The organism is Nostoc sp. (assembly GCF_036917975.1).
GTDB lineage: Bacteria > Cyanobacteriota > Cyanobacteriia > Cyanobacteriales > Nostocaceae > Nostoc.
On the sequence record NZ_JBALEJ010000014.1, the window covers coordinates 190,043 to 202,161 of the forward strand.

Annotated in this window: 13 protein-coding genes and 1 tRNA gene; 3 read left to right on the plus strand and 11 right to left on the minus strand. The window is 40.4% G+C overall.

Annotated elements, in window-relative coordinates:
* Positions 1 to 85: 85 nt before the first annotated feature.
* Complete coding sequence (locus tag V7K76_RS05600) at positions 86 to 559, minus strand: M48 family metallopeptidase (protein ID WP_334774826.1); 474 nt, start codon at positions 557 to 559, stop codon at positions 86 to 88.
* 165 nt (positions 560 to 724) lie between these two features.
* Here V7K76_RS05600 and V7K76_RS05605 point away from each other — a divergent pair, with 165 nt between their 5' ends.
* Positions 725 to 1,909: an NAD(P)H-quinone oxidoreductase subunit H gene (locus V7K76_RS05605; protein WP_334774825.1), complete on the plus strand. Its 1,185-nt coding sequence runs from the start codon at positions 725 to 727 to the stop codon at positions 1,907 to 1,909.
* A 200-nt stretch (positions 1,910 to 2,109) separates the two neighbouring features.
* Here V7K76_RS05605 and V7K76_RS05610 read toward each other — a convergent pair whose 3' ends face one another.
* On the minus strand, positions 2,110 to 3,402 hold the full coding sequence (locus V7K76_RS05610; protein WP_334774824.1) for a hypothetical protein: 1,293 nt from the start codon (positions 3,400 to 3,402) through the stop codon (positions 2,110 to 2,112).
* A gap of 221 nt (positions 3,403 to 3,623) precedes the next feature.
* On the opposite strand from V7K76_RS05610, the gene V7K76_RS05615 reads away from it, so the two are divergent.
* Positions 3,624 to 4,103, plus strand: coding sequence for a hypothetical protein (locus tag V7K76_RS05615; protein WP_334774823.1), 480 nt, complete (start codon positions 3,624 to 3,626; stop codon positions 4,101 to 4,103).
* 90 nt (positions 4,104 to 4,193) lie between these two features.
* On the opposite strand, the gene V7K76_RS05620 is transcribed toward V7K76_RS05615, so the two are convergent.
* Positions 4,194 to 4,265, minus strand: a tRNA-Gln gene (locus V7K76_RS05620).
* A 349-nt stretch (positions 4,266 to 4,614) separates the two neighbouring features.
* Between V7K76_RS05620 and V7K76_RS05625 the strand changes: the two genes are divergently transcribed.
* Positions 4,615 to 5,253, plus strand: a complete 639-nt coding sequence (locus V7K76_RS05625; protein WP_334774822.1) for a histidine phosphatase family protein — start codon at positions 4,615 to 4,617, stop codon at positions 5,251 to 5,253.
* 213 nt (positions 5,254 to 5,466) lie between these two features.
* Here the strand turns inward: V7K76_RS05625 and V7K76_RS05630 are convergent, their stop codons facing one another.
* From V7K76_RS05630 to cysE, 8 genes are all read right to left on the minus strand, one after another.
* On the minus strand, positions 5,467 to 6,852 hold the full coding sequence (locus V7K76_RS05630) for a hypothetical protein (RefSeq protein ID WP_334774821.1): 1,386 nt from the start codon (positions 6,850 to 6,852) through the stop codon (positions 5,467 to 5,469).
* A 524-nt stretch (positions 6,853 to 7,376) separates the two neighbouring features.
* Positions 7,377 to 7,916, minus strand: coding sequence for a (2Fe-2S) ferredoxin domain-containing protein (locus tag V7K76_RS05635; protein ID WP_334774914.1), 540 nt, complete (start codon positions 7,914 to 7,916; stop codon positions 7,377 to 7,379).
* A 143-nt stretch (positions 7,917 to 8,059) separates the two neighbouring features.
* Entirely contained in the window at positions 8,060 to 8,263 is a 204-nt protein-coding gene (gene nifT, locus V7K76_RS05640) for a putative nitrogen fixation protein NifT (RefSeq protein WP_104909027.1), read from the minus strand.
* Positions 8,238 to 8,525 (minus strand): nitrogen fixation protein NifZ, encoded by a 288-nt coding sequence (locus tag V7K76_RS05645; protein ID WP_094327372.1) that lies wholly within the window; start codon positions 8,523 to 8,525, stop codon positions 8,238 to 8,240. Before V7K76_RS05645 ends, nifT begins: the two co-directional genes overlap by 26 nt.
* Positions 8,512 to 9,645: a homocitrate synthase gene (gene nifV / locus V7K76_RS05650; RefSeq protein ID WP_334774820.1), complete on the minus strand. Its 1,134-nt coding sequence runs from the start codon at positions 9,643 to 9,645 to the stop codon at positions 8,512 to 8,514. Before nifV ends, V7K76_RS05645 begins: the two co-directional genes overlap by 14 nt.
* A gap of 370 nt (positions 9,646 to 10,015) precedes the next feature.
* On the minus strand, positions 10,016 to 10,213 hold the full coding sequence (locus V7K76_RS05655; RefSeq protein WP_179064190.1) for a DUF2949 domain-containing protein: 198 nt from the start codon (positions 10,211 to 10,213) through the stop codon (positions 10,016 to 10,018).
* Between the two features lie 302 nt (positions 10,214 to 10,515).
* Positions 10,516 to 10,746: an Asr1405/Asl0597 family protein gene (locus V7K76_RS05660; RefSeq protein ID WP_334774819.1), complete on the minus strand. Its 231-nt coding sequence runs from the start codon at positions 10,744 to 10,746 to the stop codon at positions 10,516 to 10,518.
* 66 nt (positions 10,747 to 10,812) lie between these two features.
* Positions 10,813 to 11,553 (minus strand): serine O-acetyltransferase, encoded by a 741-nt coding sequence (gene cysE, locus V7K76_RS05665; protein WP_334774818.1) that lies wholly within the window; start codon positions 11,551 to 11,553, stop codon positions 10,813 to 10,815.
* Positions 11,554 to 12,119: the final 566 nt, after the last annotated feature.

The window sequence follows — 12,119 nt, forward strand, 5'->3', positions numbered from 1 at the left end:
TATTCTTTTGTTTGTGTCTTTGTGTGTTTCTAGTAAGGGACTGACAAATAAATATCCAATTAACTCTTGTGGGGTGGGGCCCGCCCTATGGACTGGGCGGGCCCCACCCCACAATATTGGATAATTTATTTCTTGGAGTTCCCTTAGTTCGCGCAGGGGCTAAGACAGCACGAAATTGTTTGGGTGGTAGTGAAAGCAGTAGACCCACAATTAAGTAATTTTGCTGCCATCCCAGCAAACCTAAGCATGGTCTTTGGACAACTGCTGCATTAAAATCGTTGGTCAGCAGAATGTGATGAAACCGTGGAGCTTGCAGTTTTGATGAGATTTCGTTAGTTAAAGAATAGAGATTGGGTACATCCTGGGGTTGCAGTGGTAAACCTGTAGGTGGGGGAAAAGAAACCCAAAGCGATCGCACTAACACTAATGCGAACACCAGCAAAAACACAATAGCTTTCAAAGATGAGGCATTAACTGACTGAGCGTCAAGCATCAAAAAGACAATACCTGCCAGCAGACCCAATGAGATAAAAAAATTCGATGCCTTAATTAACTGCATATCGAGCTTCCATATAATAGTTGAAGAAGTGCAACAAAATTAAACATCAAATCAAATCCCTCCTCGCATAAACCTTACTTTGGCTTGACAAACAAGATAAATTGGGTCTAGTTGGCATCTGCGCGGTTGAATTCAATCTTTTCACGAACGGAGAACACAAAATCTATGACCAGACTAGAAACCCGCACTGAACCAATGGTGCTAAACATGGGGCCACACCACCCCTCAATGCACGGGGTTCTGCGGCTAATCATGACTCTGGATGGCGAGGATGTCGTTGACTGTGAACCAGTTATCGGCTATTTGCACCGGGGAATGGAAAAAATTGCTGAGAACCGCACTAATGTAATGTACGTTCCTTACGTTAGTCGCTGGGACTACGCGGCGGGAATGTTCAACGAAGCCGTCACTGTCAACGCCCCAGAAAAGCTTGCAGGTGTCGCTGTCCCCAAACGCGCTAGCTACATCCGCGTCATCATGCTGGAGTTGAACCGCATTGCAAACCACTTGCTATGGTTTGGCCCTTTCCTCGCTGACGTGGGCGCTCAAACTCCCTTCTTCTATCAGTTCCGGGAACGGGAGATGATTTATGATTTGTGGGAAGCTGCCACAGGCTATCGGATGGTGAATAACAACTACTTTCGCGTTGGTGGAGTAGCAGCCGATTTACCTTACGGTTGGGTAGATAAGTGTCTGGAATTTTGCGAATACCTACTGCCCAAAATTGATGAGTATGAACGCTTAGTAACCGATAACCCCATCTTCCGGCGACGTGTTGAGGGTATTGGGACTATCACCCGTGAAGAAGCAATTAACTGGGGACTTTCTGGCCCAATGTTACGCGCATCTGGTGTGCAATGGGATTTGCGGAAAGTTGACCATTACGAATCCTACGACGATTTCGACTGGGATGTACAGTGGGAAACCGCCGGTGATTGCTTTGCCCGTTACGTAGTGCGGATGCGGGAAATGCGCGAATCTGTGAAAATTATTCGCCAAGCAGTTAAAGGACTTCCTGGCGGCCCTTACGAAAATCTGGAAGCCAAGCGTTTAGCCGCAGGTAAAAAATCCGAGTGGGACGCATTTGATTACCAATTCATCGGTAAAAAAGTTTCCCCCACCTTTAAGATTCCCAAAGGTGAAATCTACTCTCGTGTAGAAAGTGGCAAAGGTGAATTGGGAATTTACTTGGTTGGCGATGATAACGTCTTCCCTGCACGTTGGAAGATTCGCGCCGCAGATTTCAACAATCTCCAGATTGTCCCACATTTACTGCGCGGCATGAAGGTTGCAGATATTGTGGTGATTCTCGGTAGTGTTGACGTAATTATGGGATCTGTGGATAGATAGATATTTTCTATCTATCTAAGTACTTTTTTGAGCAGTTGTATTATACAGTGCAACTGCTCTATTTTTTTGACCTCTCTCCAAACCTCTCTCCAATTAGCCCTTTGTAGAGACAGCGATTTATCGCGTCTCTTGTCTTAACCTCTAATTTGGTGTCAACAAGACAGTGGAGGGTGCAAGCCCTCACTAATTGTAACTACGAATTACTTTAACTCGTCTAACCGCCGTTGCCATTCAGCATCAATTTGTGCAGAACGCTCAACTTCTTGGTCGAGTAAATCAGTTTCGCTAGTGTACACTAAATCTTCCTTGCCAATGACTTTTTCTGCGGCAAATTGTTGGGCATAGTTGATTTTTTGTTGCAAAGGTGCATCAGGACTTGTCAATATCCTGGCTCTGGAAAGGCGATCGCGGTTGCGATCGCCTATTTTGCGATTACGCCACCCAATCCAGAAATAACGCAATAACGGTATGCCTAAAAAACCTGCCCCGTAAGCCAATAGCAGCCAATAAATTCCTTGCACAAAAGCTACCAGTCCACCTAATTGGGCGGCAATAGTTCCACCTTTCAACAAATTTCCCAGTACTAAAGCACCAACAAAATTTAGTACTCCTAACCCAGCACTCAGCATAATTTGCCCAGAACTTGCGGCACTAAAACGCCAGGGAAATTCCTCTAAGTGATCTGATATTGCATAACGGCGCTTTTTAACTGCACTCACCTGCAACTCTGGAAAGTAATAAACAATTTGCCCTTCTGGACTTACCCCCGGTTGCCCATTAAATCGCGTTAGAACGGGCAACATATAATCTTCGTACTCTCTGGTGTATCCCTCGCCAATATCATCTAAATATGGGGCAATTTGTTCTGCTACCACTGCGCCACGATTAATCCGAATCACCGTAGCAATTTCTTGCCAGCGACGTTCTTCTAAGTTGGCATTAGGATTACCATCACCAAACAAAAACGAAAATATAGCTTCAAAGAAATTTAGATTGCTTTCTTCTCGGCTTTCAGGTCGCCGTTCCTGGTAGTGGGTGTCATAATTTGGGCTAAGATACCAAAATAAATTTGGAAAGAAAAAGAACCCCCCACCACCAGAATTACTGCCCCGATTGTTGCCGTTACGGTCTGAATTAGCAGCAGTAATGATAATGAAGATGGTAATAGTTATTAGGACGATGGAAACAGTTAAGAAAATTCCAAAAGAAATGCGAATCAGGTAAAATAGAACACTCCAGACCTTTTTCCACCATTCTTGCAATCGTAACCGGAGGTATTTGTTACGTAAAATTGCTCGAAAATTTCGTGGAAAAAGGTAAACTATATCACCTGAATCTGCTACCTGCAAATGTCCGCCAGCATCAGATGCTAGGGCTAACAAGCTTTGATTAGCTTCCGCGACATTCAATCCTGCCTGAGTTGCCACATCACCAACGGTGACACGGTAGCCCAGTTGTTCCACAGCCTGCATGATGGTGGGACTGGGAGCCATTGCTCTCCTCTCCTGTTGAAAATATTCCCTTTTCTTAAGTATAAAGTTTTATTTTGAGGGACTTGGTAAAGGTAAAAATAAAGAAGGAAATAATATTTCCACATATTTCTATATATTTGGCAAACCGATACTAAAGTCGATGAGCCGGCAAATAACCTGAGACGCAATATGTTATAATTGTTTGCCTCAGCTTGGTTAACCAGCAAACTTTCTGCTCAAATATGGTTCAATATACTCTCGCGCAAAGCCCAGAAATTATCCTTACTGTTTCTGGAAAAGATTCAGCCAAAGCCCGTGATAAAGCAATGGATCAACTGATGGAACTGATGGATGCAGGTAAGCTACCCACAGAACTGGAAGAAGGATTTGGCCCTCAACAATTGATTGAGGTTAAGGAGTCAACTATTGATACTGCTAGTGGTGAGGATACCATTACACAAGCTGTCCAGGTTTTGAGTAACCTAGCCACGCTCAAGTTGAAAGTGCAGGAGTCACGAGCGGAAGCGTTGGAAATTCGCAAAGCTGTTGATATTCTGTTCAGCGATGAGTTAGTGACTGAAGAGGAAATTACTCGACTCAAGGAAGGTTTTAAAGTTCTCAAAAATTTTGCTCAAGCTAATGTGCGTTACCAGGAAGCGCGATCTAAAGCAGAACTAGCTCGGCAAACTCTAGATCAAGCTCTCAAATCTTCTGACAAATAACTTTTACAGAACTAGATGCCTTGAGACTAATCTTAAAAATTTGATTAAATACTCTAAAAGACAAACTGTGAAGCCTGTCTTTTAGAATTACTGGGGCGCTAGGATTCGAACCTAGGGATGGCGGGACCAAAACCCGCTGCCTTACCACTTGGCTACGCCCCAACAACATTACTCTAGTTAATATAGCAGTAACTCCTGGGTTAATGTCAAGTACTTTAATAGTTGATTTCAGATAATGGGTTTTGATGGCAGGATATTAACTGCTCAAAATGCTTACACATCAAGCTGTTTCATCACTTTGCTTGAACGATTGAATTTTTATTGGCTCACCTGCTACGCCGCTTGATTTGATGAGATACCGTCTCTAAATAAATGTCAAGAGAGCAAAGTCAGGCGATCTGAAGATTATTCCAAATATCGTGAAATTGTAGTAACATAGCACGGGCATTGATTATCTTCAGCTACATCTGATTGTTAACGTCGTTAAATTTATCATTGATGAGAATATACCGTGAGCCTAACTCTTTATTTCCTCCGTCACGGACAGACCGAATGCAGTCGCAATAATTCCTTTTGCGGTTCCATAGACTCAGAACTTACCCCAGAAGGCTTGGAGATGGCAAAGGCTTTTGCATCTGCATATAGTTCTATGGATTGGACAGCAATATTTTGTAGTCCAATGCGGCGAACTGTATTGACAGCAAAACCCTTATCTGAAGCAATCGGGATAGAACCACAATTTAGAGATGGTCTGAAGGAAATCAACTATGGCTTGTGGGAAGGAAAAACCCCAGAAGTAATTAGCCGTGAATATCACGATGATTATATTCGTTGGTCAGCAGATCCGGCTTGGAATGGGCCAACTGGTGGAGAAATGGGGGTGACAATTGCTTCTCGCGCCATACAGGTAATTGAAGAAATCAAACATCTTTACAGCAGTGGCAATGTGTTAGTGGTTTCTCACAAGGCAACTATCAGAATTATTTTGTCTAGTTTACTAGGGATTGATGTGGGACGCTTCCGTTTTCGTTTGGGATGCCCTGTTGCTTCGGTCAGTATTGTAGAATTTACCTCGCATGGGCCACTGTTAAAGGTTTTGGCAGACCGTAGTCATTTGGATGAGCGTTTGCGAAATTTACCGGGGACATGAGGGGAGTTAGGAGTTAGGAGTTAGGAGTTAGGAGTTAGGAGTTTGGGGTTTGGAGTTTGGAGTTTGGAGTTAGGAGTTATTATTTTTCCCTTACTCCCTCTCACTCGCTGACTCAGTATATTTACAGAAAATATTTATTCTAATTTTAAAATTCGATAACACGCTAATTATGTTGAGACTGATTAAACTTAGAATCAGCAATGCCCTGAATCCTTACACCAATTTTTTTTGAGCTTGGATATCACGCGCAAACCAAAATAGAATTGCTGCTAAGGCTGGTAAAACCGTTACACCCACACCTGCTGTTGGAATAAGAGAAAATAGGATGGTAGTAATCACGAATCTTTTTGAATGTATGTTTAAAGCTACAACTCCTAGCAGCACAGAAGAATACCAAGAACAATACCAAGGAGCAGCAAAAATAAATAATATTAAGGTAATCCATCCTATATTTATACTAAAATCCGTTTCCGAATAATTTTTTTTAAAATATGGTTTTACGAGAATAATCAAATAAGAAACTAGAAATATAGAAAACATTATAGGTTTAAATATTGAGTATAGATTCTCTTGCAAACTTAGAGAAAAGTGGAGAGGTTTCAAATTTATGATTTTTTTAAACAAAGCATATAATGAGCCGAATGTTTGTCCTTCAACTCCAGGATTTGAAAGGCTTTTCCAAGCATCTACTGTAGGTAAAGCTATAAAATAAGCTGCCAAAATTATAGCTAGAGAGATACAAATAGCATTGAATAAAGTTTTCCAACGTTTTTGTTTAATTAAGTAAACAAAAATTAGAGGCAACCAAATAACTGGTAAAGTTTTAATTAGAAAACCAATCCAAGCTGTAACGATCGCAGCTAGATAATCACGATTTTTCAGGCAGATTATTAAAATAATTAAAACTGTAGAAATAAAGACATCAACATGTCCATTGATAACCTGCTCATAGAGCAGAAATGGGTTAACTAAATATGCAATTGTTATATTAACTTTATGAGGAGAGCTTTTTAAATGCTGCCATATTAAGTAAGCATTTAATATATGAAATAAAAGACATATTAATTTAAATACATAAATTCCCAAGCTGGGAGTAATTGCAACGAAAATAGCGGAAAATGTAAAAAATATTTGAGATACAGGTCCATAAGTTGAAGTCTGTTTCCAGTCAAGAAATGAAGACAACTTGGAAGTGAATGCGCTTGCAGGATTAATAAAAGGGTTAATTCCATTTAAATTCATCAACCCATAATGCACATATAAATTAATATCGGTAGTTGTTGGATAACTTATGAAGGCAATTAATAAAAAGAATAAACTATTTCTGAGTATTTTTATAAAATTTATATCTGGTTTTTGATTTTTATTTATTATTAACCACAGGATATATATAATATTTAAACAAAAGTATTCTAAAACTGTTCTTCGTCTGTCAAAAGGTTTAGAAAAATCAGGGATATATTCACCTGTGGAATTAGCTAAAGCATGAAGATTATAAGAATAGGCTCTAAGTGCTAATTCTCCACATAATATTAATGACAAAACTATGGCAAGACCTAACAATATTTGGTTTTTTTTTATGTTATGAGAATTATTCATATTTCCCCTAAGCTAGGTTGGCAGAAAAATTTATAATTGTGTTTTGCGTCTACGCTCTATTACCGATGCTAAATACTCCTTATTTACGAGGAATGGAACCCTTATTTTTGCAGATTTGGGATTTTTTTACGAACTTAGCATATTTATAGGACTTATGTACTATATAAATCAATATAAATTAATCATAATTTTTGCAGATTTGGGATTTTTTTGCAAACCTACTTAGAACTAGTACCGCAAGGCGGAATTCAAAATTCAAAATTCAAAATGAATAGAGCATAAGGTTTTCAGAAATTTTGAATGGTATGTCTATTTACGCCGTGGTGTACTAGTGCAGCACGGTGGCAATAAAGATACCGTTTCAAATGGGGCAAGAGCTTGGAATACAATTATGCGTGATTTTTGACTTGCGGTACTAGTTTATGGCATCATTAGCAGAGAATAGCAACAACAAATAGGGGTAAAAATTTTACCCCTACAAAGTTGCGTATTATTTTAAGAATAGGTAGAAAAGCTTAGTACTCTTAGGTTAAATGACTTTCTAGCAAAGATGCGATCGCTTCAGGATGAATATTCTTGTATTTCTTTTTACCAAGGTGTAAAACACAGTTGGGGGCGCTGCTACAGCATTTTTGGCAACTGGTATGTTCAATGGTAACTTTGTCTAATAAACCGCGATCGCACAAAGTTTTTTCTAATTCTGATAATAACCCTTTACCACCACGTTTCAGACAACCGCCTTTTTGACATACCATAATCCTCGCTTTGCTTTGAGGTGGTAAATCTTGCTTTGGACACGCATCAATTGGTGTCACCCGATAGGCTTTAATTTTAATTTTACTTGTGCGCGAGTCTACCTTACTATGACCACAAATGCGAATTTGCTGACCAGGAACTAAAGATGAACTTAGTAAACGGCGCAATTCTTTAGGCAGTTTAATGTCTACATTTCCAGATGGAACTGCCAATTGCAAGTATTTATATTTTCCTGGTTCACCACCAAGAAAACCTAGTAACTGTCCCTCAAGGTTCAATTCTGATAACGTCAAATACTTGTCACCCATGATTGATAAAAAGTTATTGGGAATTGGGCATTGGGCATGGGGCATTGGGCATGGGTCAATTCAATTTTAGATTTTAGATTGAAATTTAATCCAAAATCCAAAATCTAAAATCTAAAATTCGCACTCCCTACTCCCTATTCTTGTTAAGCTAGGCGTTTAGCTTCTACAGTTTGAGGTAAATTTGCTGCATCTGGCAAATCACGAAATTCTAATTCCCAACCATTTGCTAGGGTGAGAATCTTGCCATCAGTTCCATCAGTTTGTTTGACGACTTCTTCTTCCAGGTCTTTTTTAGCAACGTAAACTACTAAAGTACCGGCGTCATTCATGCGTAGCATTACTTTCATGAGATTCCTCAACAGATTCTAGTTCTTTTTTCATACAGCCGACGACGAAGCCTGTTTCTAAGAAATGCACAGCATATATATAGGAAGTCTGCAAATATGTGCCTATACTCGCTATGTAACCGATATCTCCCTTGTTTACTAAAACTTGGCCGACTTCCTTACCAGGAAAAGTACCATCGTTTTTTAGCAGTTTACGAACTCTGACTTTTTCACCAATTTCAAAAGCAGGTGGCAAGTTTAGTTCTAATTCATCGCGTTGCATGAGAGTACCTCTGTTCCCTGACCAAATTCAATAATTCTTCTGTCGTCAAACTGCGTTTTTTCTGTACCGATTGATGGCGCACTGCGTCTAAAACAGATTGGGTTTCTTGGGAGTTCAAGAAAATTCCATGCTGTTCTAGCAAGTTAGCAACTAAATGCCGTCCAGAATGTTTACCTACTACTAAACGCCGTTCCCAACCCACCTCTTCGGGTGCAAATGGTTCGTAGGTAATGGGGTTTTGCAGTACCCCGTGAGCATGGATGCCAGATTCGTGAGCAAAGGTGTTTTCGCCAACGATCGCTTTCCAAGGTGGTACATCGGCTCCTGATGCGGCTGCAACTAGTTGAGACAGTTCCAGCAAACTGGGTGTGTCAATGCCCAAATCAACGCCGTAGATGCGTTTGATTGCCATGACAACTTCTTCTAATGCTGCATTTCCCGCCCTTTCACCTAATCCGTTGACTGTGGTATTCACTGATGATGCTCCAGCTTTTATACCCGCAAGGGCGTTGGCAGTTGCTAGACCAAAATCATTATGCGTATGTATCTCTAAGGGAATCGTCAACGCTGAAACCAGCCGTTGGACTTTGGTGTAGGTGCTGAAGGGGTCGAGAACTCCTACAGTGTCGCAGAAACGAAAGCGGGATGCACCCCATTCTTGGGCATAAAGTGCTACATCTAAGAGGAAGTTTTCATCAGCCCTGGAAGAATCTTCTCCGCCAACTGCTACCCAAAGACCTTGATCGAGAGCGAAGTTGATTGAGTCTTTGAGTTTCTGTAAACTTACTCGCCACTGACCATGAAATTTAGTGGCAATGTGGATACCAGAGACGGGAATAGCAATATGCACCCGGTTCAGACCGCAGGCGATGGAAGCCTTGATATCTGAGATGACAGCGCGGTTCCAGCCCAAGAGTTTTGCTTGTAAACCCAAATTAGAAATTGCGGCGATCGCACGTGTTTCTTCGTCACCCATTGCCGGTATCCCGACTTCTAATTCTGGAATACCAATAGCATCGAGAAATTTAGCGATCGCTACTTTTTCTTGTAGGGTAAAGGCAACACCTGCTGCTTGTTCACCATCACGTAGTGTAGTGTCATTAATGATGATTTGATTCATTGCAAATATCCCTCTCTTGGAAGTATTCTTAATATCCTTTCTCTCTACAATCCCTAGTGATGGTAAATGCTAAAAATATCACAATTCATAATGTAGGATACATGATCCTTAATTATTGACCTATTAGCAGCATCACATCTGTATGGCAGGGAACTAAAACAATGTATAATTTACTAATCGTTTTTACCGATGTCAGTTGAAACATCTTTGAGTAGCAATGAACTAATATAGCTATTAGCAAATCCTGAACAAAGTAATACACAAAATCCAGCAATTAAGGATGTAATCATTTTCGTGACCTCGTTTTTTGTAGTGCATTTGGGTGTATTTAGGCAGGTAATGGTACTCAAAGCTAAAGGGTGCAAATTAGCTAACTGTGGTCTGCTAGCCAATCAAAAATCTTTCCTAGCTGCTCCAAGTCAACTAAACCATACTGCCAGAGAAGCATCGGTAGTGGGCCATTTTCTAATTCACGGTGTCGCAGAGCTACAGCAATATCAGCATTTGAAAGTTCAAGTTCATTGTGCAAAAAATTGAGGAGTTTTATATCTCTGTTCCGAGTCGCCATAATTGAACTTTCAATTTCTTAATTTGGGAAAAACTTAAAAATCAGAAGTTCCAATTTTTATTTAGGAATTTCGTATTTTTAATTGTTGCTATATGTCAGGGGAATTTCAGATTTAGCAGATTCAATAAAATATCAAATCCATTTGTTCCATCTCAGTCTGCAACAAATTCTGCTAGTGTACAGTAGCTTCAAACTCTAAACCTATTTGAGCTTTGTGCATCTATGAACAAAAAGGATAAAGTACAGTCTTTACGTCATGAATTCAAGATTAATCGTCTCTGAATTAGGTCTGACGCAAAAACTCAAGATTCATTACTGTAAAGCCAGCAACGCTCTAGCCACTCTAATAATTCGTGACGAGAGGCAAGAAATTGCATAACTATACTGCGAATCAGAATGACCTCTAGCAGATTGTTCACTTGCACTCGCAAAGAACCATCGGGGGGACAGTAGCTCTTAATTTTTAACTCTTGCAATCGGTGATAGATTCGCCAGCGATCGCTCAAAGGAATCTGCAAAACGTGATTTGTCATTTGTCCTTTGTCCTTTGTCAGTTGTCCTTTGTCCTTTGCAAATGCCCAATGCCCAATGACCAATAACTAATGACTCTTAACGCCTAAAGTTTGCAGTTGTTTTTCGAGTTCTTCAATGCGCGAGAGCAAAGAACGAATCACGTCTGCTTCTACATCGGGTAGCTTGCCATGTTCTAAAGGAGAAAGGCTGGCGTTATCGTTCCGAGAAATAATTCGGCCCGGAACTCCCACCACAGTGCGATCGCTGGGGACATTCTGCAAGACAACGGAACCTGCGCCAATACGGACGCGATCGCCAATTTGTAGATTACCTAAAACTTTCGCACCCGCCCCAATCACGGCATTTTTGCCCACTGTGGGATGACGCTTACCAGTTTCTTTACCAGTTCCGCCAAGAGTGACGCCCTGATAAATCAGTGTATAGTCGCCGACGATCGCAGTTTCGCCAATCACAACCCCCATTCCGTGGTCGATAAACACGCCCTGACCAATCTCTGCACCTGGGTGAATTTCAATTCCTGTCAAAAATCGCCCTAAATGAGAAATTAAGCGGGGGATAAAACTCACACCTCGACAATGTAACCAGTGAGCAAGACGATGCAAACATAGTGCGTGCAATCCAGGATAACAAAACACCACTTCTAGCCAATTCCGTGCTGCTGGATCGCGCTCAAAAATAATGCGAAAATCACTCAATAATGGCTCAAAAAAAACGCCAGAGAGGAGATTTTTCAGCATGGATGTATGGGCAGAATCCTGCGTTTTGGTAGTCTGGCGATCGCTAATACTGTCTAAAGACTGTTGCATCGGTAATGTCTATCTGGTAAAAGAGTCATCTGCTATTTTTATGCTTATATCAGGTGACATCCAACTCGATAGAAAACCCAGTGCTGATTGGATTTATTGGATTGATTAAGGTTGTACTCAAACGCCAAAACCCCTACCACAGATAAATTTAAAATTTGTCTGGGGATAGGGGCGCTAGTATTTAACGATAGGGGTACTAGTATTTTTGGGGCAGGGGTTAAGAATTTCTGTTCACGCTACAAGAAACTTTACCCGTAAGCATTTGCTAAGATTTCATCAAGATATTTTGCAATATATTAAGCTGTACTCAGATGCACTCAAACATCAGTTAGATGAGGCTATAAATCAATATTCTGTATCTCCTATTACTATTATTATCTTATTATTTGGATAGGCGAAATACAGATTTCTTTATTTTCTCTTAGGATTTGGTGTCTGTATGTATGTATACGTTTCAAAATATAGTTATCGCTCATCATAACTGTTTTTTTTTTATTATATAGATGTGTGAGAACAGCCAACACAAAATCTTAGAGCGGCATAATAGGTAGATATTCTCATATAGC

What these genes read in the sequence shown, in the direction of transcription:
- V7K76_RS05600 (WP_334774826.1), bottom strand. Translation starts at nt 559, where the DNA reads ATGCAGTTAATTAAGGCATCGAATTTTTTTATCTCATTGGGTCTGCTG.
- V7K76_RS05605 (WP_334774825.1), top strand. Translation starts at nt 725, where the DNA reads ATGACCAGACTAGAAACCCGCACTGAACCAATGGTGCTAAACATGGGG.
- V7K76_RS05610 (WP_334774824.1), bottom strand. Translation starts at nt 3,402, where the DNA reads ATGGCTCCCAGTCCCACCATCATGCAGGCTGTGGAACAACTGGGCTAC.
- V7K76_RS05615 (WP_334774823.1), top strand. Translation starts at nt 3,624, where the DNA reads ATGGTTCAATATACTCTCGCGCAAAGCCCAGAAATTATCCTTACTGTT.
- V7K76_RS05630 (WP_334774821.1), bottom strand. Translation starts at nt 6,852, where the DNA reads ATGAATAATTCTCATAACATAAAAAAAAACCAAATATTGTTAGGTCTT.
- V7K76_RS05635 (WP_334774914.1), bottom strand. Translation starts at nt 7,916, where the DNA reads ATGGGTGACAAGTATTTGACGTTATCAGAATTGAACCTTGAGGGACAG.
- nifT (WP_104909027.1), bottom strand. Translation starts at nt 8,263, where the DNA reads ATGAAAGTAATGCTACGCATGAATGACGCCGGTACTTTAGTAGTTTAC.
- V7K76_RS05645 (WP_094327372.1), bottom strand. Translation starts at nt 8,525, where the DNA reads ATGCAACGCGATGAATTAGAACTAAACTTGCCACCTGCTTTTGAAATT.
- nifV (WP_334774820.1), bottom strand. Translation starts at nt 9,645, where the DNA reads ATGAATCAAATCATCATTAATGACACTACACTACGTGATGGTGAACAA.
- V7K76_RS05655 (WP_179064190.1), bottom strand. Translation starts at nt 10,213, where the DNA reads ATGGCGACTCGGAACAGAGATATAAAACTCCTCAATTTTTTGCACAAT.
- V7K76_RS05660 (WP_334774819.1), bottom strand. Translation starts at nt 10,746, where the DNA reads ATGACAAATCACGTTTTGCAGATTCCTTTGAGCGATCGCTGGCGAATC.
- cysE (WP_334774818.1), bottom strand. Translation starts at nt 11,553, where the DNA reads ATGCAACAGTCTTTAGACAGTATTAGCGATCGCCAGACTACCAAAACG.